This window comes from Lamprobacter modestohalophilus, from assembly GCF_016583905.1.
In the GTDB taxonomy this organism is placed as follows: Bacteria; Pseudomonadota; Gammaproteobacteria; order Chromatiales; family Chromatiaceae; genus Lamprobacter; species Lamprobacter modestohalophilus.
This window is the reverse complement of sequence record NZ_NRRY01000024.1, coordinates 27,211-50,930: the sequence shown is the minus strand read 5'-3', so window position 1 is coordinate 50,930 and position 23,720 is coordinate 27,211. Positions and strand designations below refer to the sequence as shown.

The window sequence follows — 23,720 nt, the reverse complement described above, 5'->3', positions numbered from 1 at the left end:
GAGCTGGGCACGCGCCTGCGCGGGTAACAACTGAATGCCACAAGGATACGGAAACGACGGTTGGCTCGCTAGATGCTTGTGACGGCGGCGAGTAGGTTCAGGATCGATCGGCGTCTGAGACCGGCCTGCGCATCGATTTAGTCCGTCCACGCCGAACCTTCTCATCCAGGCGGCGGCGCTTCGCGGCGCGGGTCGGCTTGGTGGGGGTGCGCGGCTTTTGCACGATGCTGGCGCGCGCGATCAGGGCGGCGAGCCTGGCGCGGGCATCGTCGCGGTTGCGCTCGCGGGTGCGGAAGCGATGGGCGTGAATGGTCAGCACCCCATCGCGATCGATGCGCCGATCGCCGCTGTTCAGCAAGCGCTCGCGAATCGCCTCGGGTAGCGATGGCGAGCCTCTGAGATCAAGGCTGAGCTGCACCGCGGTTGCGAGCTTGTTGACGTTCTGTCCACCCGGTCCTGGCGAGCGCACGAAGCGCTCGCTCAGCTCCTGCTCTGGGATCTGAATGGTCGCGGTGATCTTGAGCATGAGGCTAGCCCTCGAACTGATCAGCAGGCGTCGTCGCCCGCACGGCTGCTGCGGGTTTACGTGCGCTAGTCGAGTCTAGTCGTCGCGCCCACCGAGCAGGGCGGGCGTCTCCTGTGAGCGGCCCCGTCGCGGATGACGGTGGGTGCTCGGGCGGCTGGTGTCAGCCCCTTGGCGGCGTCCGTGGCCGCGTTTGGCGGTCGCGGAGCCGGGCCGGGGTGCGGCTCCGTCTCTCGGCGCGGTTCCGTTCGCCGCTCGCTGCGCAGTCTGACTGCCGGCTGAGCGACGTCCAGCTTGGCCATCGGCTCTATTGCCGTTGTCGCTGGCCGCGTTGCGACCGCCGTCGCTGACTGCGTAGCGACCACCTGAGCTGCGACCGCCCGAACCGCGCTGCTCGTCGGCTCTGCCGCTGCCGCCACCGGCACCCGCGCGGCGCGGTCGTTGTCCCGGAGCGGCGGCGCTGCGACCCTCGCCGTTGCGACCGCCGGCGCGTGCTTGACGCGGCCCGCTGCGACCATTCTTGATCGGCTCGGCCGGGATGCTCGGGTCAGGATCATAGCCGGGCTGGATCACCTTCGGCACCTCACGCTTGAGCAGGCGCTCGATGTCGCGCAGCAGCCGGTGCTCGTCGACACAGACCAGCGAGACGGCCTGACCCTCGCGCCCGGCACGACCGGTGCGGCCGATCCGATGCACATAGTCCTCAGGCACATTCGGTAGCTCGTAGTTGACCACGTGCGGCAGCTGGTCGATATCGAGTCCGCGCGCGGCGATGTCGGTGGCAACTAGCACACGCACATCGCCGCTCTTGAAGCCGGCGAGTGCGCGAGTGCGCGCACCCTGACTCTTGTTGCCATGGATCGCGGCGGCGCTGAGGCCGTCGGTCTCGAGCTGTTCGGCGAGCCGGTTGGCACCATGCTTGGTGCGGGTGAAGACCAGCACCTGGCGCCAGTCGTTGGCACCGATCATGTGACTCAGCAGCTCGCGTTTGCGATGCCGATCGACCGGATAGACGACCTGGTTGATACGCTCGGCGGTGGTGTTGCGCGGCGCGGCCTCGATCAACTCGGGGTTGTTCAGCAGCCGTTCGGCGAGGCGCTTGATGTCATCGGAGAAGGTGGCCGAGAACAGCAGGTTCTGCCGTGCGTGGTTCGGCGGCAGCAGTGCCAGCACCTTCTTGATATCGTTGATGAAGCCCATGTCGAGCATGCGGTCGGCTTCGTCCAGGATCAGGGTCTCGACCTGGGAGAGATCGACCGTGCCCTGGCCAGCATGGTCGAGCAGCCGGCCAGGAGTGGCGACGAGGATGTCGACGCCGCGGCGCAGCTGGTCGATCTGCGGGTTGATCTTGACCCCGCCGAAGATCACCGCCGAGCGCAGTGGTAGATACTGACCGTAGGTCTGGATGCTTTCTTGGACCTGGGCTGCAAGCTCGCGGGTCGGGGTCAGCACCAGGGCGCGAATCGGGCGGCGTCCGCTGGCGGAAGCGCGGCCGTTGGGCTGTCTAGCCGATTGTCCGCTGGTCTGTGCGCTGGAATGTCCGCCTGTCTGCCTGTCGGCCTGGCCGCCTGCCTGGTTACCAGTTTGGACGCTGGATTGCTCGGCACTGCGGCGCGAGGTCTGAGTGCTCAGGCGTTGCAGCAGCGGCAGGGTGAAGCCGGCGGTCTTGCCGGTGCCGGTTTGCGCCGCAGCCATCACATCGCCACCGCTGAGGATGGTCGGGATGGCCTTGGTTTGAATCGGGGTAGGTTGGGTGTAGCCCTGCTCGCGAACCGCGCGCAGAAGCTCGGCCGATAGGCCAAGGGTGTCAAAAGACATTGGGGTTTGAACTCCAGATGGGCCCTCCCGTCCTCAGTGAGGCGGGAGCCGGTCCGGGCTGGATTGTGGGGTGCCAGTGTGGCGATGCTTGCGGGTCAGCGAGTCGCCCTGCTCAGGGCGGTGGTCGATGGCATGACGCCAGTTGACTAGCGTGATGCCCTCGAGAGCAACGGCCTTCGGACGATGGCCCCAGGGTGATCGTGGGGCGGTCGTCTCGAGATGAGCAGGGAAAGCAGCGAACGGCCCAAGCGAGTGTTCGGCAACCGCGGCTGTCATGGAACAGCTGGTTGCGAGCGGTGCCGACCGGTCCAGGCACCCGAAGCGGGCAAGTTTAACCCAAAACCGAGTCTGATTATCTGTTTTTCTTTCCAGGCCGCTTTGAAGGGCGGTCACGATCGGCTCCGGGCGGGCCTGATCGACTGGTCTTTGGTCGCTGTGGGCCACCCGGGCCGCGGCCAGCCTCGGCGTCATCATCAGCCGGGCCGTTAGCCTCAGCCGGGGCGTTGGGGTCAAGCCGCGCGATCGCCAGCGGCCGGCCGCAGACGCGGACCCTGCGCAGGTCTTGCAGCAGCTCGCGCGGCATGCCGGTGGGCAGGTCGACCAGGCTGAACTCGTCATGGATGTCGATGCGGCCGATATGCTGCGCATCCAGGCCAGCCTCGTTGGCGATGGCGCCGACGATGTTGCCGGGCTTGACCCCGTTCCGATGACCAACAGCGATGCGGAAACGCTCCATACCCTGATCCGGCTGCGATGGCGGTCGGCGTTGTTGGCGTGGCTGGTACCGATCAGCGTCATCGCGGCGCGGACCACGACCGCGCTCGGGACGCTCCTCGGAGCGCTCAGGGCGCTTCGGGGCGGTCAGCAGTAGCGGCTGATCGCCGATCGAGAGCTTGGCCAGGGCGGCGGCGATCTCGACGGCGGGGATGTCGTGTTCTTCCTGATACTGCTCGATCAGCCCCTGCATGAAGCTGAGCTCGCCGGCCGCCAGGGTATCGGTGATGCGCTGCTTGAAGTCGGCGATGCGTTTGTTGTTGACGGTCTCGGTCGAGGGCAGGGTCAGCGGCTCGATGCGCTGGCGCGTCGCGCGCTCGATGGCGGCGAGCATGCGCCGCTCGCGCGGGGCGACGAAGAGGATCGCCTCGCCAGCACGGCCGGCGCGGCCGGTGCGGCCGATGCGGTGGATGTAGGCCTCGGTGTCGTAGGGGATGTCGTAGTTGACGACATGGCTGATGCGCTCGACGTCGAGCCCGCGCGCGGCGACGTCAGTAGCGACCAGGATATCGAGTGCGCCGCTGCGCAGCTGATCCACCATCTGCTCGCGCTGTTGCTGCGGCATATCGCCATTGAGCGCGGAGGCGGCCCAGCCGCGGGCGCTGAGGCGGGCGGCCAGCTCGGTGGTGGCGGTCTTGGTGCGCACGAACAGCAGCAGCCCTTCGAACGGCTCCACCTCCAGGATGCGGGTCAGGGCATCGAGCTTATGCATGCCGCTGACCAGCCAATAGCGCTGGCGGATGGTCTCGGCGGTGGCGGTGGCGGCCTTGATACTGATCGACTGCGGATCATTCAGATGGCGCTGGGCGATGCGCTGGATCGCGCTTGGCAGCGTCGCTGAGAACAGCGCGATCTGGCGTTGTGGCGGCGTCTGCTCCAGAATCCACTCGACGTCGTCGATGAAGCCCATGCGCAGCATCTCGTCGGCCTCGTCGAGCACCAACGCCTGCAGGGCGTCCAGCCGCAAGGTACCCTTGCGCATGTGGTCCATGATGCGCCCCGGCGTTCCGACCACCAGATGCACACCGCGTTTGAGCTGGCGGATCTGTCCGCCATAATCAGAGCCGCCATAGATCGGTAGCACATTGAAGCCGCCGAGCGCGCTGGCATAGCGCTGACAGGCCTCGGCGACCTGCAAAGCCAGCTCGCGGGTGGGGGTCAGCACCAGCACCTGGGGCGTGCGCTGGGCGAGATCGATGCGCGCGAGTAGCGGCAGCGCGAAGGCCGCGGTCTTGCCAGTGCCGGTTGGCGCGTGGCCAAGCAGGTCACTGCCGGCGAGCAGGTGCGGGATGGTCGCGGCTTGGATCGGCGAGGGCGTCTCGTAGCCAACGCTGTCGAGCGCGGTCAATAGGGCTGGTGGCAGCCCGAGCTCAGCGAAGCTCGGAGTGGATGAAGCGTCTGACATGGGGCGGGGCCTAAGGGCGGGAAGAGGAAGGCAGGTCGACGGGCTTACTCGGCGCGACGCGTGGGGCCTGCAGGTCGAATCAGCCCAACAGTGTAGCGCAGCTTTGCTGCCGAGCTTGTAACAATCGTCAGGGGGTTGCCCCGGCGGGGAGAGCGTATGCAGATTTGGGTTGATGCCGATGCCACGCCAAATCCGGTCAAGGCCATCCTCTATCGGGCTGCCGAGCGCGTGGATCTGCCGTTGACGCTGGTCGCTAACCAACCGCTGCAGGTGCCATCGCTGGCGCGGATCAAGGCGGTGCGCGTTGGTGCCGGCTTTGATGTGGCCGATGACTATATCGTTCAGCATGCCGGTGCCGGCGATCTGGTCATCACCGCGGACATTCCGCTGGCGGCTGAGCTTGTCGCGAACGGCTGTCAGGTCCTGAGCCCGCGCGGCGAGCTGTTTACGACGGAAACGGTTCGCCAGCGCCTGAATATGCGCGACTTTCTCGACACCATGCGCGCCAGCGGTCTAGACACCGGCGGGCCGCCGGCCTATAACCAGGCAGACCGTCAAGCCTTCGCCAACGCCCTCGATCGAATTCTAGCGCGGGCGAAGCGGGATGAGCCTGATGCCTCGCGATGAGGCTGTTTAGGCCGTGGACTTCAGCCTGTGGCTTATTCAGGCTATCGCCTATCGCCTATCGCCTATCGCCTATCGCCTATCGCGTTCAGCGGCGCCATGCTGACCATCGTGCGCGGATCTCAACCCGTGGCAACGGAGCGCAGCTCGCCCGGATAATGCTGGCGAATCCAGGCCTCGACCTCAGCCGAGATCTGCTTCGGCGACTTGCCCTCGGTCGCGATTGGCTGGCCGATGCGCAGTCGGATGGTCCCAGGCAGGCGCAGCAATGAGCGGCTGGGCCAGCAGTCGCCGCTGTTGTGGCACATCGGTAATACCTCGACTCCTGCGCGCGCCGCGAGCATCGCACCGCCGAGGTTGAATCGGCCGATGGTGCCGGGCGATTGACGGGTTCCCTCCGGATAGATGACCACGCTGATCCCCTCTTGCAGCCGTTCTTGCCCCGCGCGCAACAGCGTTTTGAGCGCCTGCGAGCCTTTTGAACGATCGATTGCGATCGGTCGCAACAGGATGAGCGCCCAGCCGAAGAATGGCACCCAAAGGAGCTCGCGCTTGAGGATGGTGGCCTGTGGCGAGACGAGGATCTGGAGATAAAAGGTCTCCCACTGGCTCTGGTGGTTACACATCACCACGACAGGCTTCCCCTTGGGGATATTCTCCAGCCCGTCGACCTCGATGTTGACACCGTTAAGCCGCTGCAAGAGCCACATGGTGGCCCTTGACCAGAGGTTGACGAACCAGTAGCGCTGCTCAAAAGTTTGAAAAGGGGCCACGCTGAGCGAGAGCAGGCTATGGACGATGCCGATGAGGTTGTAAAGGCCGAAGAACAACAGGCTCAGGAGCCGGGTCTTGATGTTGGTCGTGAGTGAGGTATGGGAGGGTGAGGCGGTGGGCATCTGGTCCAACTGAGATCGGTGGCGGATGCTCGATTATCCCCTGGCATCTCGTCCGCTTAAAGGACGATGCGCTCTGAACTCAGCCACCCGGTCGCTGAACCGATTGCGTCGGGAGGGTTACAGGCTCTCTTGCGGGTCGATGTCGATGCTCCAGCGCAGCTTGCGGTTGCTCGCTTGGGCGCGCAGGGCTGGAAGCAAACGATCGATCAGTGCATGCAGTGGCCCGCGCTGGCTGCACTGCAACAGCAGCTGGGCACGGAAGCGTCCGGCTCGGCGCTCCATGCTCGCCGGTGCCGGCCCCCAGATCTCGACCGGTCCGGGCTCGAGCGCTAGGGCTAGCGTCCGCGCGCCGCGCAGAAAGTCGAGCGCGAGCTGCTCGGTGCGGCTGTCGGCGCGGAGCAAGGCCTGAAAGCTGAACGGAGGTAGCCCTGCCTCAGCACGCTCGCTGAGCGCCGCGGCAGCGAAGGCCGCATAGCCTTGTCGAAGCAGCCGGATCAGCAGGGGATGATCGGGATGTCGTGTCTGCACCAGCACAGTGCCCGGCCGCTCAGCACGCCCGGCGCGCCCGGCAACCTGGATCAAGAGCTGCGCCATGCGCTCGGTGGCGCGAAAGTCACTGCCATACAGTCCGTGGTCCAGGTCCAGAATACCGACCAGGGTCACGCCGGGCAGGTGATGGCCCTTGGCCAACATCTGAGTGCCGAGCAGGATCGGATAGGCGCCATCGCGCGCAGCGGTTAGCAGCCGCTCCAGCTCGCCTTTGCGGCGCGTATTGTCGCGATCGATCCTGGCCAAGGGGATGCCGGGGAAGCGTTGCCGAAGGCTGTCCTCGACGCGCTCGGTCCCTTGCCCGAGTGGGCGGAGGTCTGGCGATTCGCAGTAGGGACATTGCACCGGCAGCGGGCGCTGATCGCCGCAATGGTGGCAAACCAGCTGGCTATGGCCGCGGTGCAGTGTCATGCGCGCATCGCAATGCTGGCAGACGCTGATCCAGCCGCAATCGTGACAGGTCAGCACCGGCGAGAAGCCGCGCCGATTGAGAAACAGCAGCACCTGATTGCCGGCCTCGATGACCTCTGTCATACGCGTCAACAGTGCGTGCGAGAGACCGGTGACCAGCGGCTGTGAGCGAACATCGGCGAGCAAGAAGCGCGGTGCCTGGGCGCCGCCGGCACGGTGGCGCAAGCGCAGATGCTGATAACGCCCACGCTCGGCGTTGCGCAGGGTCTCCAGCGAGGGGGTGGCCGAGCCGAGCAGGATCGGGCACTGGCTGATCTGGGCGCGACGCACGGCGAGGTCGCGGGCCGAGTAACGAAAGCCGTCCTGCTGCTTGAGCGAGACGTCATGCTCTTCATCAACGATCAGCAGTCCGAGATCCGGTAGCGGGGTGAAGATGGCAGAGCGGGTTCCAAGCACCAGCCGCGCTTGGCCGTGAGCGGCGCGTCGCCAAGCCGTTTCACGCTCGCGCTCGCCGAGGCCGGAGTGGAGCACCACCCGCTCAGCGCGAATACGCTGCGCAAAACGTTCGGCAAGCTGCGGCGTCAGGCCGATCTCGGGAACCAGGACGAGGACTTGTTGGCCTCGCTCCAGGGCACGTTGGATGAGCCGGATATAGACCTCGGTCTTGCCGCTGCCGGTGACCCCGTCGAGCAGGAAACAGTTGAATCCGCTGGCTTCACTGACGGCCTCGACGGCGACCTGCTGCTCGCTGTTGAGCGCTGGGCCGAGCATAGGCTCACCGGCTGTTGGCGAGTCTGGCGAGGCAGCGCATGCATTCGTTGCGAGTGAGCTGGTTGCTAGACCGTCTGGCGATGCGTCTGGCGATGTTGTAGGCACTGCTTCTGGCGATATGTCTGGCCATGCTTTTGGCGATGTAGCTGGTGATCCGATAGGCGGGATACCCAGATTCTGCGCACCTATGCGATCGAGCGGCGCCGAAACCTGGCAGCGCTCGATGAGCCCTTTCGTCGCGAGCGCTTTGAGCGCGGCGCTGCAGTCGCCGAGCTGATCGCGCAGCGATGTGTCATCGATACCCGCAGGCTGCGCCTTTAGGGCTGTCAGCGTCGCGGCTTGACGAGGCGCACGTGCTAGCTGCGCTAGCGGGCAGGCGTCGCCTGCTGCGGTGAGACGCCAGCCCTTGGGCTGCGCCTGGCTGCTCGGTACGGGTCGGCGCAGGCGGGTGGGTAGGGCGCTGAAGATGGCCTCCCCAGGCGGGCAGCGGTAGTAGTCAGCGGCCCAGCGAATCAGCTCGAGATCCTTGGCTGACAGCAAAGGCTCCTGGTCGAGACAGCGTGCTATCGGCTTGAGTCGGTCCGGTGCAATCGCTGACTCTCGACGGCAGCCGACGATGATCCCCATTCGCTGACCGCGGCCAAAGGGAACGAGCACACGCTGGCCGATGTCGTAGGCCGTGTCCGGAGGCGGGGGGAGGTAGTCGAAGACCTCGGGAAGTGGTGCGGCAACGGCAACTTGAACGATCGCCAAGGCAGGCTCCTTTAAGACGTGGCGGCGGCTTGCTGGTTGCGCTGAGGCCTGCAATCAGGATTCCAGCGCCGATCCTCGGGTGCGTCTGCGGCTTGCCCGATATCGGCATCCGTGTATTATTGCCGCGACGCTCTGGTCGCTGTCGAATCCTTTCGCTCCTGAGCCGGGTTCCGAGCTATGTTGTTACTGAGCCAACAGATCCTGCGCACTGATCTAGCCGGCATGCCGCTGGAGTGGATCGACTATAAGGCCGCCGCTCGACTCTATTTTCTCGGGCAGGTTGCTTATTCCTGTGGCAACCCGATGATCTTGCTCCGTGGCGGCATCAACGCGCGCACTCGCACCCAGAGCGAGCTGCAGATCCACTCGATCATCGCGACCCAGGGTGCGCATCACGGCCCGACCAAGTTTGCCGACGACTACGTCCCGCCGCTGTCCAACCGAACGCTGTTTCAGCGTGATGACCACCTCTGCATGTATTGTGGCGGCCGGTTCTCCCCGCGTTATCTGTCACGCGACCATGTGCGCCCCGTTAGCAAAGGTGGTCAGGATGACTGGAACAACGTCGTCACGGCCTGTGTGCGGTGTAATAACTACAAGGCCGGCCGCACGCCCGAAGATGCGCAGATGCAGCTGTTGGCGGTGCCTTTCGCGCCGACGCATGTCGAGTACATCTATCTGATGGGCCGAAACGTGCTGACCGATCAAATGGCGTTCCTACGGGCTCACTTCCCTCGCAGTAGCCCCTTGCTGCGTCGGTTGGCCGATGCCTGATCTGGCCGTGCTTGAGTAGCATCGTTATGACGGATTGGCAGGCTATCGTCGATCAGATCAGTGCCGTTTCCGGACGCCGGTTCCAGCCAGGCAAGCCTCAAGCCATCGGCGGTGGTTGCATCAATCAGGCCGTGGTTCTTGGTGAAGGCGCGCAGCGTGTCTTTGTCAAACTCAATCGGGCCGATAGGCTCGCAATGTTCGAGGCGGAGGCGGCAGGCCTGGCTGAGATGGCCGCCACCAAGAGCATTAGGGTGCCTGAGCCACTCTGTGCCGGAGTCGATCGCGACCAGGCGTTTCTCGCGCTGGAGTACATCAAGCTCGGCGGTGGGCGCGGCGATGCGATTGCTGCCGGTCGGCAACTCGCCGAGATGCATCGCACAACGCGGCAGCGATTCGGCTGGGATCGCGACAACACCATCGGCTCGACACCGCAGCACAACGCAGAGCGCGACGATTGGGTCGCGTTCTGGTCCGAGCAACGGCTCGGGTTCCAATTGCAGCTTGCGGCACAAAACGGCTACTGCGGTCGGTTGCAACAGCGCGGTGAACGTTTGTGCCAAGGTCTTGCGGCGTTGCTCGACCACGCGCCCCCCGCTTCGCTTCTGCACGGGGATTTATGGGGCGGGAACATCGGCTACGCAGCCGACGGAGAGCCGGTGATCTTTGATCCGGCTTGCTATTATGGAGATCGCGAGGCGGATCTGGCGATGACCGAGCTCTTTGGTGGCTTCGGTGGCGCGTTTCGTGCAGCTTACGAGGAGGCCTGGCCGCTAAGCCCCGGCTTTGCGGTCCGCAAGCAGCTCTACAATCTCTACCACATCCTCAACCATCTGAATCTCTTTGGCGGAGGCTACCTCAGCCAAGCCGAGCGCATGATCGACCGACTCTTGGCCGAGCTCGGCTAAGGTTCATCGCGCGCCGCCAGCCGGGAAGAAGGAGCGATTGCGGCCCAGGCCTAAGGCGTCTGAGCCGTTTCCTAGCGGTGCGGGTTTCGTCTTCGTTACCGTTATGTTAAAAGTACGGTTTGGTGAGCGCTCTCGGCTTGCCGATGAATCCCCCCTGTCTCGCCCAACCCGCGCTCCGATAACGATCTTCTTCAATGGCCCGTGAGCTGCTATTGCTGCGACACGCCAAGTCCGATTGGGACAGCGATGCGGCGTCTGACATTGAGCGCCCGCTCGCGAAACGTGGCAAGCGTGATGCGCCCCGAATTGGCGAATGGCTTTACCGGGAAGGCTTAGTGCCGTCTCTGATCCTAAGCTCGCCAGCAGAGCGCGCTCGCGAGACGACATTGCGCGTCTGCAAGGGGCTCGACTACAAGAAACGCGACATCAAATGGGAGCCGGCCATCTATGAGGCTGATCTCGAAACTCTGCTGCGCGTTCTTGGAGATTATGGTCAGGCCCCAAGCATCTTGCTCATGGTTGGTCACAACCCCGGGCTTGAGGACTTGCTGCGGTATCTGGCCGACGATGATCTGGATGAGATCAAGGATGAGAAGCTGCTGCCGACAGCTGCCTTGGCGCGATTAGAAATGCCTGACGACTGGTCCTCGCTTGAAGCCGGATCGGCCCTGATTTCAAGGATTGTTCGACCCAAGTCGCTTAAATAGCGAGTGTCTGCGCTGCCTTGGCACCCGCCAGGCGCCTTTTTGCACCCCCAAAACGGCTGGCGCTGGCTCCCGAATCTTATCCTCTGCCTCTGTGAGGCATCTGGAATGAGCCGCGGAGCCGGGGCCGTTCGGGTTTCAGTCGACACGGCGCTCGGCCTTCTGCCAAGGCGAGACGATCCCTAGCAGATGAGCCATGTCTTTCAGAAAGATTCTGAGATGGGCGGCTGGCTTTGCGCGCACTAAGCGCTTGTGCATGTAAGCCTCCCAGGTCAGATGCTGGATGTCAGGGTCATCACAGAGGCTGACGAAACGCTCGCGGCGCTTGTCGCTCTTGTACCAGAAGCGCTGCATGATCCCGAGTATCCAGAACACGCGGCCATGGGCCTTCATGAATCGCTTGCGGGCGTTCGCGAGCGCCTTGGTATTGCCGGTGGCCAGGAGTTCCTCGACCGCATCGCCGGCGAGGCGGCCACCGACCAAGGCGTAGTAGATGCCTTCGCCAGAGGCCGGGGCAACAACCCCAGCGGCATCGCCGGCCAAGACCAGATCGCGGTCGTTGTCCCATTTCTTCAGCGGGTGCAGCGGGATCGGCGCGCCCTCGCGGCGCAGGGTCTCGCACTGGTCGAGCCCGGTCTCCTTGCGCAATTGGTCGACTGCGTCGTGTAACGAGAAGCCCTTCAGCTCGGTGCCGACACCAATGCTGGTGGTGTCGCCGTGGGGAAAGATCCAGGCGTAGAAGTCGGGTGAGAGCTTGCCCTGGTAGTAGACGTCGCAACGGGTGGGGTCGAAGTCGTGAAGGCCTTTACCCGAGGTCGGCGCGGGCGAGCGGACGATCTCATGGTAGGCGGCCACATGCGGAAGCTCTTTGGCGCCGGGTACGCACTGCTTGGCGACCGATGACATGGCTCCGTCGGCGCCGATCACTGCCCGTGCGCGCACCGTCTCGGTGACACTTCGATCGCCGGCCTCGGCCGGACGGAATTCGACCAGCGCAGTGCCGTCAGTGTCGCGCAGTACCCGGGTGAAGGTACCGTTGCGGCGCTCAGCGCCGGCGCTGGCAGCGCGCTCTCGCAGCCATTCATCGAAGGGCTCGCGATCGACCATACCGACATAGCCGCCATTGATCGGCATATCGACATGGCGGTCGCTCGGCGCCACCATGCGGGCTGAGCCAATCTTGGCAACCAGTTGCTCGTCCGGGATCTCGAACTCTTCGATCGCCTTCGGCGGGATCGCCCCGCCGCAGGGCTTGATGCGACCGGGTCGATCGAGCAACAGCACCTTGCGGTTGCGTTTGGCCAGATCGGTGGCGGCCGTTGCCCCGGCTGGGCCACCGCCGACGACGACGACGTCATAGGTCTCGGAATTTGCCATCAGTCTCACCTTTGGGAGTTATCTGTTGTTAAGGGCAATGGCCGCCATCCGCCTAACGCTCATGGCGCGGCGCCACCCCGAAAAATGAACCGCGTGAGATTCACGTTAACCGTGGCATTGCCAAGCGTGCCCGCGGGTGCGCGAGGTCTGTATTCTCGCCTAGGAGACCGCAGCGATCACGGCACGCGCTGCAAATGCGCTCACCATCATGCCGCTGACATAGACGGTGACGCCAAGCGCGCTGAGCCAGGTCGCGCGAGCGATGGGGTCTTCCAAGAAGCGAAACATCAACGTGATCTGGACCATCACCAGGGCGGCCACGGCGGCGGCGTGCACCGGCTGCATCCAAGAGAAGAGCAGACCGACGACGACCAACTGCGGCACGATCATGACGATGCAGGCAGCCCACGCTGCACCGCGCACGCCCAGTTGCACCGGGAGTGTGCGCACGCCCATCTGCTGATCGCCTTCAATCGCCTTGAAGTCGTTCAGGGTCATGATGCCGTGTGCGCCTAATCCATAAAGGAACGCCAGCGCGAGGATGCGCCAATCCGGCATTGCGCCACCAATCATCACCGCGGCGCCGGTAATCCAAGCCAGACTTTCATAAGAGAAACCGACCGCGGCGTTACCGAACCAGCCGTTCTGTTTCAGTCGCAGCGGTGGCGCGCTATAGGCCCAGGCCAGCGCTAAGCCGACGACCGTGGCGCCGAATACCCAGGGGCCGAGCACGAGTGCCAGCAACAGCGACATCAGGGTCCAGATGATCGACAGCTTGAAGCCCCAGTTACCGGGGATGCGGCCGGATGGGATCGGACGGTTCGGCTCGTTGATGGCGTCGACATCGCGGTCGTACCAATCGTTGACGACCTGACTGGTTGCACACAGGAGTGGACCCGCCAGAATGACGCCAGCGAGCAGCAGCAGCCAATTCTCGACGATCGAGGTGCCGGAAGACACCACGCCGCAGGCGAAGGCCCACATCGGCGGGAACCAGGTAATGGGATGTAGGACCTCGAGGATGGCCGAGGGCTCGGGGCGGTTCGCCGTGGCAGCGGGGGTAGCCGGCTCTATCATAGGTTCAGAGGGTCGTGTCTGGGTCGGTTGGGTTTGGACGGAAATCGCGCAAGTTTAGCCCGAAGCCCAGGGCGCGGGCGCTGTGCTGCACAGGAACGCTGATCAGGGTCAAGCCGCGTCTTGCGTCCGCGCTTGTGTCGACGCGAGCGGGAAGGCACCGGGGCGTGACGCCTTAAGGGTCTCGAGGTGGTTGATCGCCGCTGCTATCGCCGACCGCGTCGCTCAGGCCAAAGCGCCTCAACTTGACATAGAGACTCTGACGGCTCAGGCCGAGCAGCTCGGCTGCGGAGGCACGGTTGTCACCGGTGAGCTCAAGCGCGGCTTCGATGCAGAGGCGCTCGATCATATCGGAGGATTCGCGCACGACCTCTTTTAAAGGGACCCGTCCAACTAGCTCCGTCAGATGCTCGACTGAGCGCGGTAGGGCTTGTTCGTTACCGGTCGCTGCCGAGACGCGGCGGTCGACGTTACGGATGATGAAACCGAAGCTCGGTTGATCGCCGTTCTGGATGGCGACCGCTGATATCTCAACCTCGCTACTGGCGCCGAAGTCGCTGCGGATCGTGGTTGCAAACAGCCGAACCGCGCCATGCTGGCGCAGGTTGGCGAGCAATACATTGAGGTCGACGCCAGGGCGACCGAGCCAGCGGTCGAGCGATTCGCCCCGAACCTGATCTTCGCTGTTGACCTGAGTGAGATCGAGAAAGGCCGTATTCGCGTTCAGGATGCGGCCGTCCTGTGCGGTCACCACGATGCCATCGGGTGCCCGTTCCATGATCTTGGCAAGCCGCGATCGAGGCTCGGATGCCTCAATTGTGTCTTCCGAGGAGCCGCCTGCGGTCTGCGCGAGCCGCAGCAGCACTAACGCGGTGTTCTCCTGGCGAATCAGCGCGGCGGAGACGCTGACCTCGATACCATTGCGCAGACGCGCGCTGATATCGCTGGCGCGGCCGGCGGCGCGCACGCCCGCAATCAACGACTCGACTGCGCGCGTGCCGGCCTCGTCGAAGCCCTCCGGAAAATGGCGCCCAACCAGGCGCTTCGGCTCGGCCGCAAGCAACTGGCTCGCGGCCGGGTTGGCCTCCACCACCTTGCCGGTGGTTGGGTCCATCACGAGAATCGCGTCCGATGACGACCGGAACAGGAGCCGATAGCGGGTCTCCAGCTGGCGCAGCCGCCAATAGTCGCGCTCCAGCGATTGTTGAGCATCGACAAGGCGCTGTTGCAGCGCGGCAAAGCCCTGGAGGTCGCGACCGACCGCAATCAGGTGATTGTGACTGCCGAGGCGGGTCGCACAATAGCGCACGGGAACCTCGCCGCCGCTGCGCGAGATATGGGCGATCTGCTGCCAGATCGGTGCGCCAGTGTCCTTTAAGGCATCGGTGATCAAGTTCTCGACCCGACCGCGGCTTTCCGCAGTGACCGTGTCGCTCCAAGAGCGGCCGACCCAGTCGTCGGAGACCTGTGCGCTGAGCTCGTCGTTGCCGAGGGCGACGTCGCGGATCATCCCTTGTTGGTCGAGGATCAGGGCGATATCTGAGACCGCGGCGATGAGGTTTGCGACACGGTCGGTGTCGACTTTTCCGAGCGCGGCTTGCGGTGCGTCAAAAGGCTTCACAATAGCCCGCTCCAAGCCGCCACCTGCAGCCCCCCGGGCTTCGACCAGTCCAGAGCCTGTTCAGTGTTCTTTTCGCAACGAACTCTAGCGATAGCGCCTGCGCCAACTCGCTTCACGTCATCACCTCGGCTCCCCCAATACCGCAGCGGGGCGGTTTGCACCCGCCGAGCCCGAAGGGCGATGATCAAAACCCATTGTTTTTTGTGGGAAATGATCCGCGACTTGCGCGGCACTGCGGGCAACGTTCGACGTGGCGTGCCTTGCGGTGTGTCGCCTACCTCGTGTTTGACTAGGGCAGGATTGATCGAACACTCATGCAGCACAGCGCGCACGCCGTTGACCCCTTATTAGGTAGTCGTGAGGCGTCGATCTGTCAAGTATTCTTTACGTTAAGCTGAGTTGACATGTTTGGGGATGCAGACTAGATTCCTTATACGGCGGCAATTCCCAAACACTGTTCGAGGAGGCTAATGCGTCAGCCCGTGAAAAGGCATGACCAGCATCAACTGCTGTATACGCCAGAAGAGCGTAAACGGCGCGACGAGACCCCCTGGACCCTGGTTCAAGGCATCTTGGCGCCCTTGCAGTTCTTGGTGTTCTTGGTCAGCTTGGTGTTGGTGATCCGTTATCTGACGACGGGCGCGGGTGAGATGGCCGCAACCGTCTCGGTCGTGATCAAAACTTTGATCCTTTACTTGATCATGATCACGGGGTCGATCTGGGAGAAGGTCGTCTTCGGTAAATACCTATTTGCCCGTGCGTTCTTCTGGGAAGACGTTTTTAGCATGCTCGTGCTGGCGTTGCATACGGCCTATCTGGTGGCGGTATTCGGTGGCTTCATGGAAGTGCGTGGGCAACTGTTGCTCGCCCTAGCGGCCTATGCCGCCTATGTGATCAATGCGACCCAATTTATCCTCAAGCTGCGCGCCGCGCGTCTATCGGCGCAACGGCTTGATGCCGAGCAGGCCGCTGCAACGGGGGTTGCTGAATGACGGGCACGAGCAGCACGTCGGATGCGGCGGCGTCGCAGGCTTGTCTTGCGAGTGGCCTCGGCACCAGTTCGAGCGACCCGAGTGCGGGTAACCTTCGTTCGGGCAATCTTCAGGTCCAGCACGAGCAGGGCCAGCGCCAAGTCTTCTGCGGTCTGGCCGGCATCGTCTGGCTGCATCGCAAGATCCAAGACGCCTTTTTCTTAGTGGTCGGCTCGCGCACCTGTGCCCACCTGCTGCAATCGGCCGCGGGTGTGATGATCTTCGCCGAGCCGCGCTTTGCCACTGCCGTGCTCGGTGATCGCGATCTCGCGGGTCTGGCAGATTGTAACGAAGAGCTGGATCGAGTCGTGACCGAGCTGCTCGCACGGCGTCCCGACATCGGCACCCTGTTCCTGGTCGCCTCCTGCCCATCGGAGGTGATCAAGCTCGACCTCGACAATGCCGCCGAGCGCCTGTCGCGCGAGCAGCAGGGGCGGGTGCGGGTCCTGGCCTACAGCGGAAGCGGTTTGGATACTACCTTCACGCAGGGTGAGGATACCTGCCTGAGCGCGCTGGTTCCGGTGCTGCCCGAGGCCGCTGCCGGCACCGATGCACTCCTAGTGCTCGGGACCTTGCCCGATGTGGTCGAGGATCAGTTCCGTCGCTTGTTCGAGGCACTCGGCATCCCTTCACTGCATTTCCTGCCGCCGCGACGCGGGAGCGAGTTGCCGCCGGTGGGTCCGGGGACGCGCCTGCTGGCCGCGCAGCCCTTCGTTGGTGGCACCGCCGCCGCGCTGATCGATCGCGGCGCGACCCTGATCGAGGCACCTTATCCGTTTGGGATCGAGGGCACGCGCGCTTGGATTGCTGCCGCCGCCGAGGCCTTCGGGATCAGTGCCGCGCGGGTTGAAGCGGTCACCGCGCCAGCGGCCAAGCGCGCTGCGGTCGGCCTTGAGCGCTATCGCGCCCAGCTCGCTGGCAAACGCATCAGTTTCATGCCCGACTCACAGCTCGAGATCCCGCTCGCACGCTTCCTGCAGCGCGAGTGCGGGATGGAGCTGGTCGAGGTCGGTGTGCCCTATCTCGATCGGCGCATGATGGGGGCGGAGCTTAACTGGCTGCCCTCGGATCTGCGGCTGACCGAGGGGCAGGATCTGGAGCGCCAGCTTGATCGTTTACGCGTGGATCGCCCAGACCTGACCGTCTGTGGGCTTGGTCTGGCCAATCCGCTCGAAGCCGAGGGACTGACCACCAAGTGGTCGATCGAGCTGGTGTTCTCGCCGGTGCACGGCTTCGATCAGGCCGCGGATCTGGCTGAACTGTTCGTGCGTCCACTCAACCGTCGCGACCGACTCGCGTTCTGATCCGCCGGGTCCACTCACTAGCATGCAACTGACTGTTTGGACATACGAAGGCCCGCCGCACATGGGCGCTATCCGCATCGCCGCCTCGATGCAGGGCGTGCACTGCGTGCTGCATGCGCCCCAGGGCGATAGCTACGCCGACCTGCTGTTTACCATGATCGCGCGCAGCGCCAAGCGCCCGCCGGTCACCTACACTAGCTTCCAAGCGCGCGATATGGGTGCGGATACGGCCGAGCTGGTGCGCAAGACGCTGCGCGAGACGGTCGAGCGGTTTCAGCCGCGCGCGCTGTTGGTCGGCGAGGCCTGTACCGGCGAGCTGTTGCAGGATCAGCCGGCCGCGTTGGCGCAGGGGATGGGTTTCGACTGTCCCGTGGTGCCGCTGGAGCTGCCCGCGTTTACCCGCAAGGAACATTGGGGCGCGAGCGAGACCTTCCATCAGCTGGTTCGAACGCTGCTGCGCGGCCAGCAGCCGCGCAGGCTGGACCCGGTCGCTGAAGGTCGCCGCCCAAGAGCCAACCTGCTGGGCGCCACGGCACTTGGCTTCCGCTGCCGCGATGACATTGCTGAGGTGACGAAACTGCTCGACAGTGCTGGTGTGGACGTCAATTTAAGCGCTCCGGCCGGTGCCTCGCCGGAGGACTTGCTGCGCATCCCGGAGGCCGACTTCAATGTCTGCCTCTATCCCGAGATCGCGCAAAGCACCTGTGTCTGGCTCGAGCGGATGTTCAAGCAACCCTGGGTGAAGACGGTGCCGATCGGTGTTGGCGCGACCCGCGACTTCCTGATCGAGGTCGGCGAGGTCGCCGGGATCGATACCAGCGCCGCGATTGCGGCGGGCCGCACCCGTCTGCCCTGGTTCTCGCGCTCGGTCGATTCGACCTATCTAACCGGCAAGCGCGTGTTCATCTTCGGTGATGCCAGCCATGTGATCGCCGCCGCGCGCATCGCGACCGAAGAGCTGGGTTTTGAGGTCGTTGGCCTTGGCAGCTACAGTCGCGAATTCGGGCGTGAGCTGCGGGCAGCCGCTGAGCGCTACGGCGTCGAGGCGCTGATCAGCGATGATTATCTCGAGGTCGAGTCGGCGGTGCTGGATCTGGCCCCCGAGCTGGTGCTAGGCACACAGATGGAGCGCCACATCGCCAAGCGCGCCGGCATCCCCTGCGCGGTGATCTCGTCACCGGTGCATGTACAAGATTTTCCGGCGCGCTATGCCCCGCAGATGGGCTTCGAGGGCGCCAATGTCATCTTCGATACCTGGGTCCATCCATTGATGATGGGCCTGGAAGAGCATCTAATCACGATGTTCCGTGAAGACGAGGAGTTTCATGACGAGGCGGTTGCCTCCCACCTCGGGTCTGGCAAGCTGTCCGCGGCGAGCGCGGAACCCTCACCTAAGCCTGCGGCGGCTGAGCCAACCGCGAGCGCGGACAGCATTGGGGCTGATGTCGCGCCCGTCTGGGAGCCCGAGGCTGAGCTGGAGCTGAAGAAGATCCCCTTCTTCGTGCGTGGGAAGGCCCGCCGAAACACAGAACGCTTCGCCGCCGAGCGCGGTGTCGCCAGAATAACGGTTGAGACACTTTACGATGCCAAAGCCTACTTCGGTCGTTGATACGACCCCTGTCAACGTTGTCATTGTGACCCTGGACAGCCATTTGGCGAGTGCGGTCGAGCGCGCGCGTCCGGCCCTGAAACAGCAGTTGCCGGGGCTCAATCTGACCCTGCACGCCGCCGCTGAATGGGATGACAACAAAGACGGCCTAGAGCGTTGCGGCGGCGTCGCGCGCGAAGCGGATCTCTGCGGCCGTTGTTCGGCGAATGGCGAGTGCAAGCTGCAACGCTGTCGCGCTGACATCTCCAAGGCCGACATCGTCGTCACCACCATGTTGTTCATGGAAGATCACATCAAGGCGGTGTTGCCGGCGCTGCAGGCACGGCGTGATCACTGCGATGCGATGGTCGGCTGCATGTCCGCTGGCGAGATCATGCGCCTGACCCGGCTCGGCAAGTTCACCATGGACGGCTCGCAGAGCGGGCCGATGGCGATCCTGAAGAAGCTGCGCGGTAATCGCTCGGCGGAGAGCAAAGACGGCAAAAGCGGCAGCGATGGCGCGCGCCAGATGGCGATGCTGCGCCGCATCCCGAAGATCCTGCGTTTCATCCCGGGCACCGCTCAAGATGTCCGCGCCTACTTTTTGATGCTGCAGTATTGGCTGGCGGGCTCGGACGAGAACGTCGCCAACATGGTCCGGCTGCTGCTCGATCGCTATGCCAGCGGTCCACGCGAGGTGTTTCGCGGCAAGCTCAAGGCCGCACCACCGGCCGAGTATCCCGAGGTGGGTGTCTTTCATCCGCGCATGCGCGGGCGGATCACCGATCAGGTCAGTAAGCTGCCCGCGAGCAAGCAGGCTACCGGCACCGTTGGGCTGCTTGTGATGCGCTCCTATGTGTTGGCCGGCAATACCGGTCACTACGATGGCGTGATCAAGGCGCTCGAGGCCAAGGGCCTACGGGTGATCCCGGCCTTTGCCAGTGGCCTCGACGCCCGGCCGGCCGTCGATCAATTCTTCTTCCGCAATGGCAAGTGCGTGGTCGACGCGGTGGTCTCGTTGACCGGCTTCTCGCTGGTTGGTGGGCCGGCCTACAACGACGCGGCAGCGGCGCAAGAGGTGCTGGCTCGGCTCGATGTGCCCTATATCGCCGCGCATCCGGTCGAGTTCCAGACCCTAGAGCAGTGGCAGGCCTCGGAGCGCGGGCTGATGCCGGTCGAGGCGACCATGATGGTCGCGATTCCCGAACTCGACGGCTCCACTGGTCCGATCGTCTTCGGTGGTCGCTCGGCCGCGGCCGGCACCGACCGCACCCGCGACATGCAGCCGCATCCCGAGCGTGCCAACACCTTGGCCGCCCGCGTGGCGCGCCTGATCAAGCTGCGGCAGACACCGACCAAGGACCGCAAGATCGCGATCGTGCTGTTCAACTTCCCGCCTAATGCCGGCAATACCGGTACGGCAGCCTATCTGTCGGTGTTCGCCTCGCTCTATCGCACCCTGCAAGGGCTGAAGGACGAGGGCTACCAGGTCGAGGTTCCGGAGAACGTCGATCTGCTGCGCGAGCGCATCATCAATGGCAATGCGAGCCAATATGGCGCGCATGCCAACGTGTTTACCCGCATCCCGGCGGACGACCATGTCCGTCGTGAGCCCTATCTGGCCGAGATCGAGGCGCAGTGGGGACCGGCCCCGGGCAAACAGCAGAGCGATGGCGCCTCGATCTTCGTGCTCGGCGAGCAGTTCGGGAATGTCTTCGTTGGCGTCCAGCCGAGCTTTGGCTACGAAGGCGACCCGATGCGCCTGCTGTTCGACAAGGGCTTCACGCCGACCCATGCCTTCAGTGCCTTCTGCCGCTTCCTGCGCGAGGACTTTGCCGCCAACGCGGTGCTGCACTTCGGCACCCATGGCGCACTCGAGTTCATGCCCGGTAAGCAGGCGGGGATGTCCGGCGCCTGCTGGCCGGATCGGCTGATCGGCGATCTGCCGAACCTCTATCTCTACGCCTCGAACAACCCTTCCGAGGGCACCATTGCCAAACGCCGCGCGGCCGCGACCCTGATCAGCTATCTGACGCCGCCGATCGCCAATGCCGGGCTCTATCGTGGGCTGGTCGACCTCAAGGGCTCGATCGAGCGCTGGCGGACACTGGCCCCGGATGCGTCAGACGAGGAGCGCAATGAGCTCGCCTCGCTGATCCAGGCGCAAGCGGCCGAACTGGACTTGGCGACGATGGCCACGGATGACGAGCCAGAGTGGGATGCCAGCGCCGGCGAGCGCATCCAGCGCCTCACTGATGAGCTACTCGAACTCGAATACACGCTGATCCCGCATGGTCTGCATGTGGTTGGTCAGCCGCCGAATCCGACTGAGCGGCTGGATATGTTGATGGCAGTGGCCGAGTCGCGCATCGATCCTGAGCATCCGTTTGATCTCAAGCGCGGCGCAGTCGAGGCGCTGGTCAACGGCGGTGCGCCAGCCTTGGCGCTGCAGAAGGGCGGCATGGAGGTCACCGAAGCCAGCCTGAAGCTGATGGAAGATCTGGCGAGCTACGACAAGCTGCTCAACGAAGATCATGAACTGCCGGCGATCATGCGCGCGCTTGAAGGGCGTTTTGTCCGGCCAGCGCCTGGTGGTGATCTGCTGCGCACGCCAGAGATCCTGCCGACTGGCCGCAATTTGCACGGCTTTGATCCATTCCGCATCCCGAGCCCGTTCGCGGTGCGCGAAGGGGCGCGCCATGCGCAGCAGCTGCTTGACCGCCATACTCAGGACAACAACGCGCTTCCTGAGTCGATTGCGTTGGTGCTCTGGGGTACCGATAACCTGAAGACCGAGGGTGGGCCGATCGCGCAGGCACTTTGGCTGATGGGCGCGAAACCGCGGCTGGATAGCTACGGGCGGGTCTGTGGCTCCGAGCTGATGCCGCTGGAGACGCTTGGGCGTCCACGAATCGATGTCGTCATGACCCTCTCGGGCATCTTCCGTGACCTTTTGCCGTTACAGACTAAACTCTTGGCAGAGGCTGCCTATTTGGCTGCAGAGGCCGACGAGCCGCTCGAGCAGAACTTCGTGCGCAAGCACGCGCTGGCCTACCAGCAGACCCATGACTGCGATCTCGAGACCGCCGCACTGCGCGTATTCAGTAACGCCGATGGCGCCTACGGCTCCAACGTCAATCATCTGATCGACAACAGCGGTTGGGATGAGGAGGACGAGCTGGCCGAGACCTACACCCGCCGCAAGTGCTTTGCCTATGGCCGTGCCGGTGCGCCGGTGCGCCAGGCTGAGCTGCTCAACAGTGTGCTCGGCGATGTGCAGCTGGCCTATCAGAACCTGGATTCGGTTGAATTGGGTGTAACCTCGGTCGACCATTATTTCGACACCCTCGGTGGTATCAGCCGCGCGGTGAGTCGCTCCAAGGGCGGCGATGTGCCGGTCTACATCGGTGATCAGACGCGCGGCGATGGCAAGGTGCGGACGCTTGCCGAGCAGGTCTCGCTCGAGACCCGCACTCGGATGCTGAATCCAAAGTGGTACGAGGGCATGCTCGAGCACGGCTACGAGGGCGTGCGCCAGATCGAGGTCCATGTCACGAACACCATGGGCTGGTCCGCGACCACCGGCCAGGTCGCGCCCTGGGTCTACCAGCGCATGACCGAGACCTTCGTGCTCGATGAGGAGATGCGTGAGCGCCTCGCCGCGCTCAATCCAACCGCTTCGGCCAAGGTCGCGCAGCGCCTGATCGAGGCCCATGAGCGCAATTACTGGGCGCCGGACGCCGAGACCCTGGAAGCCCTGCGTCAGGCTGGCGAAGAGCTCGAAGACCGCCTCGAAGGCATCACCGAAGGAGTCGCGGCATGACCCTCGACGACCTGCCAACCACGATCTACGGTGGCGGCAAGCCGGCGGCAACGCCTGCTCAGGGCTATTGTGATGCGCCCGACTGCGGTGATGCGCAGCGCGGCGCGCCGAGGAGCGCCGACCCCAGGCTCGATGGCGAAGGCAGCGTTCAGGTGCAGCTCGATCCCAGTGAGCGCATCGACAAGGCGCTGGTCTTTGCGGTCTACGGCAAGGGTGGCATCGGCAAGAGCACGACCAGCTCCAACCTCTCGGTCGCCTTCTCCAAGCTCGGCAAACGGGTGGTGCAGATCGGCTGTGATCCGAAGCACGACAGCACCTTCACCCTGACCAAGTGCCTGGTGCCGACCGTCATCGATGTGCTCGAGTCGGTCAACTTTCATGCCGAGGAGCTGCGGCTCGAAGACTTCGTCTACGACGGCTACAACGGCGTGATGTGCGTCGAGGCGGGTGGACCACCGGCCGGCACCGGCTGCGGCGGCTATGTCGTCGGTCAGACCGTGAAGCTGCTGAAGCAACATCACATCCTCGACGACACCGATATCGTCGTCTTCGATGTGCTCGGCGATGTCGTCTGCGGCGGTTTCGCCGCGCCGCTGCAGCATGCCGACCGCGCGCTGATCGTCACCGCCAACGACTTCGATTCGATCTTCGCGATGAATCGCATCTCAACTGCGATCCTGGCCAAGGCCAAGAACTACAAGGTGCGCATCGGCGGCGTCATCGCTAACCGCAGCGATGAGACCGATCAGATCGATCGCTTCAATGCCGCCACTGGCCTCAAGACCATGGCGCATCTGCCGGCGCTGGATGTGATCCGCCGCTCGCGGCTGCGCAAGGCGACCCTGTTCGAGATGGACGCCGATGATCCGGACGTGGCGCACGCCCAGCAGCAGTACCTGCAGCTGGCCGAGACGCTGTTGGCTGGGCCCGCGCCGCTCGAGGTGACCCCGATGCGTGATCGCGATCTGTTTGACTTCCTGGGCTTCGATTGAGCG

The 23,720-nt window shown here is 64.2% G+C and carries 17 protein-coding genes; 9 read left to right on the top strand and 8 right to left on the bottom strand.

Annotation, left to right across the window (positions count from 1 at the left end; translation table 11 throughout):
* Positions 1–97: 97 nt before the first annotated feature.
* From arfB to CKO42_RS14650, 3 genes are all read right to left on the bottom strand, one after another.
* Entirely contained in the window at positions 98–526 is a 429-nt protein-coding gene (arfB, locus tag CKO42_RS14660; protein WP_200245425.1) for an alternative ribosome rescue aminoacyl-tRNA hydrolase ArfB, read from the bottom strand.
* A gap of 75 nt (positions 527–601) precedes the next feature.
* Positions 602–2,341 carry a DEAD/DEAH box helicase gene (locus CKO42_RS14655; RefSeq protein ID WP_200245423.1) on the bottom strand — a complete coding sequence of 580 codons (1,740 nt, stop codon included), beginning with the start codon at positions 2,339–2,341 and terminating at the stop codon, positions 602–604.
* A gap of 352 nt (positions 2,342–2,693) precedes the next feature.
* On the bottom strand, positions 2,694–4,520 hold the full coding sequence (locus CKO42_RS14650; RefSeq protein ID WP_200245415.1) for a DEAD/DEAH box helicase: 1,827 nt from the start codon (positions 4,518–4,520) through the stop codon (positions 2,694–2,696).
* A 156-nt stretch (positions 4,521–4,676) separates the two neighbouring features.
* Between CKO42_RS14650 and CKO42_RS14645 the strand changes: the two genes are divergently transcribed.
* Complete coding sequence (locus tag CKO42_RS14645; RefSeq protein ID WP_200245407.1) at positions 4,677–5,147, top strand: YaiI/YqxD family protein; 471 nt, start codon at positions 4,677–4,679, stop codon at positions 5,145–5,147.
* 119 nt (positions 5,148–5,266) lie between these two features.
* On the opposite strand, the gene CKO42_RS14640 is transcribed toward CKO42_RS14645, so the two are convergent.
* On the bottom strand, positions 5,267–6,040 hold the full coding sequence (locus tag CKO42_RS14640) for a lysophospholipid acyltransferase family protein (RefSeq protein ID WP_200245404.1): 774 nt from the start codon (positions 6,038–6,040) through the stop codon (positions 5,267–5,269).
* A 117-nt stretch (positions 6,041–6,157) separates the two neighbouring features.
* Positions 6,158–8,524: a primosomal protein N' gene (locus tag CKO42_RS14635; protein WP_200245402.1), complete on the bottom strand. Its 2,367-nt coding sequence runs from the start codon at positions 8,522–8,524 to the stop codon at positions 6,158–6,160.
* Positions 8,525–8,701: 177 nt separating this feature from the next.
* Between CKO42_RS14635 and CKO42_RS14630 the strand changes: the two genes are divergently transcribed.
* The 3 genes from CKO42_RS14630 to CKO42_RS14620 all read left to right on the top strand — a co-directional run bounded on the left by CKO42_RS14630 (position 8,702) and on the right by CKO42_RS14620 (position 10,910).
* Entirely contained in the window at positions 8,702–9,298 is a 597-nt protein-coding gene (locus CKO42_RS14630) for an HNH endonuclease (RefSeq protein ID WP_200245395.1), read from the top strand.
* 26 nt (positions 9,299–9,324) lie between these two features.
* Complete coding sequence (locus tag CKO42_RS14625; protein WP_200245501.1) at positions 9,325–10,203, top strand: fructosamine kinase family protein; 879 nt, start codon at positions 9,325–9,327, stop codon at positions 10,201–10,203.
* 194 nt (positions 10,204–10,397) lie between these two features.
* Entirely contained in the window at positions 10,398–10,910 is a 513-nt protein-coding gene (locus CKO42_RS14620; RefSeq protein ID WP_200245393.1) for a SixA phosphatase family protein, read from the top strand.
* A 135-nt stretch (positions 10,911–11,045) separates the two neighbouring features.
* On the opposite strand, the gene CKO42_RS14615 is transcribed toward CKO42_RS14620, so the two are convergent.
* The 3 genes from CKO42_RS14615 to ppsR form a co-directional block, all read right to left on the bottom strand.
* The gene (locus CKO42_RS14615; protein ID WP_200245386.1) at positions 11,046–12,284 is read right to left on the bottom strand and encodes a geranylgeranyl diphosphate reductase; all 1,239 of its coding nucleotides are present in this window, start codon (positions 12,282–12,284) and stop codon (positions 11,046–11,048) included.
* Between the two features lie 159 nt (positions 12,285–12,443).
* On the bottom strand, positions 12,444–13,361 hold the full coding sequence (gene chlG, locus CKO42_RS14610) for a chlorophyll synthase ChlG (protein ID WP_200245384.1): 918 nt from the start codon (positions 13,359–13,361) through the stop codon (positions 12,444–12,446).
* Between the two features lie 172 nt (positions 13,362–13,533).
* Positions 13,534–14,979 carry a transcriptional regulator PpsR gene (ppsR, locus tag CKO42_RS14605; RefSeq protein WP_200245382.1) on the bottom strand — a complete coding sequence of 482 codons (1,446 nt, stop codon included), beginning with the start codon at positions 14,977–14,979 and terminating at the stop codon, positions 13,534–13,536.
* 482 nt (positions 14,980–15,461) lie between these two features.
* Between ppsR and bchF the strand changes: the two genes are divergently transcribed.
* From bchF to bchL, 5 genes are read left to right on the top strand one after another with little or no spacing between them, the layout of a single operon-like run.
* Positions 15,462–15,971, top strand: coding sequence for a 2-vinyl bacteriochlorophyllide hydratase (gene bchF / locus CKO42_RS14600; RefSeq protein ID WP_338034923.1), 510 nt, complete (start codon positions 15,462–15,464; stop codon positions 15,969–15,971).
* Positions 15,968–17,314, top strand: coding sequence for a ferredoxin:protochlorophyllide reductase (ATP-dependent) subunit N (locus tag CKO42_RS14595; protein WP_200245372.1), 1,347 nt, complete (start codon positions 15,968–15,970; stop codon positions 17,312–17,314). The genes bchF and CKO42_RS14595 overlap by 4 nt, the downstream gene beginning before the upstream one ends.
* A 22-nt stretch (positions 17,315–17,336) precedes the next feature.
* A complete protein-coding gene (gene bchB, locus CKO42_RS14590; RefSeq protein ID WP_200245365.1) occupies positions 17,337–18,923 on the top strand; it encodes a ferredoxin:protochlorophyllide reductase (ATP-dependent) subunit B in 1,587 nt (528 codons plus the stop codon).
* The gene (locus CKO42_RS14585; RefSeq protein ID WP_200245364.1) at positions 18,898–22,725 is read left to right on the top strand and encodes a magnesium chelatase subunit H; all 3,828 of its coding nucleotides are present in this window, start codon (positions 18,898–18,900) and stop codon (positions 22,723–22,725) included. Before bchB ends, CKO42_RS14585 begins: the two co-directional genes overlap by 26 nt.
* Positions 22,722–23,717 (top strand): ferredoxin:protochlorophyllide reductase (ATP-dependent) iron-sulfur ATP-binding protein, encoded by a 996-nt coding sequence (gene bchL / locus CKO42_RS14580; protein WP_200245356.1) that lies wholly within the window; start codon positions 22,722–22,724, stop codon positions 23,715–23,717. Before CKO42_RS14585 ends, bchL begins: the two co-directional genes overlap by 4 nt.
* Positions 23,718–23,720 lie beyond the last annotated feature (3 nt).

Excerpts from the sequence above, each read along its gene's own strand:
- arfB (WP_200245425.1), bottom strand. The coding sequence starts at position 526 with ATGCTCAAGATCACCGCGACCATTCAGATCCCAGAGCAGGAGCTGAGC.
- CKO42_RS14655 (WP_200245423.1), bottom strand. The coding sequence starts at position 2,341 with ATGTCTTTTGACACCCTTGGCCTATCGGCCGAGCTTCTGCGCGCGGTT.
- CKO42_RS14650 (WP_200245415.1), bottom strand. The coding sequence starts at position 4,520 with ATGTCAGACGCTTCATCCACTCCGAGCTTCGCTGAGCTCGGGCTGCCA.
- CKO42_RS14645 (WP_200245407.1), top strand. The coding sequence starts at position 4,677 with ATGCAGATTTGGGTTGATGCCGATGCCACGCCAAATCCGGTCAAGGCC.
- CKO42_RS14640 (WP_200245404.1), bottom strand. The coding sequence starts at position 6,040 with ATGCCCACCGCCTCACCCTCCCATACCTCACTCACGACCAACATCAAG.
- CKO42_RS14630 (WP_200245395.1), top strand. The coding sequence starts at position 8,702 with ATGTTGTTACTGAGCCAACAGATCCTGCGCACTGATCTAGCCGGCATG.
- CKO42_RS14625 (WP_200245501.1), top strand. The coding sequence starts at position 9,325 with ATGACGGATTGGCAGGCTATCGTCGATCAGATCAGTGCCGTTTCCGGA.
- CKO42_RS14620 (WP_200245393.1), top strand. The coding sequence starts at position 10,398 with ATGGCCCGTGAGCTGCTATTGCTGCGACACGCCAAGTCCGATTGGGAC.
- CKO42_RS14615 (WP_200245386.1), bottom strand. The coding sequence starts at position 12,284 with ATGGCAAATTCCGAGACCTATGACGTCGTCGTCGTCGGCGGTGGCCCA.
- chlG (WP_200245384.1), bottom strand. The coding sequence starts at position 13,361 with ATGATAGAGCCGGCTACCCCCGCTGCCACGGCGAACCGCCCCGAGCCC.
- CKO42_RS14595 (WP_200245372.1), top strand. The coding sequence starts at position 15,968 with ATGACGGGCACGAGCAGCACGTCGGATGCGGCGGCGTCGCAGGCTTGT.
- bchB (WP_200245365.1), top strand. The coding sequence starts at position 17,337 with ATGCAACTGACTGTTTGGACATACGAAGGCCCGCCGCACATGGGCGCT.
- CKO42_RS14585 (WP_200245364.1), top strand. The coding sequence starts at position 18,898 with ATGCCAAAGCCTACTTCGGTCGTTGATACGACCCCTGTCAACGTTGTC.
- bchL (WP_200245356.1), top strand. The coding sequence starts at position 22,722 with ATGACCCTCGACGACCTGCCAACCACGATCTACGGTGGCGGCAAGCCG.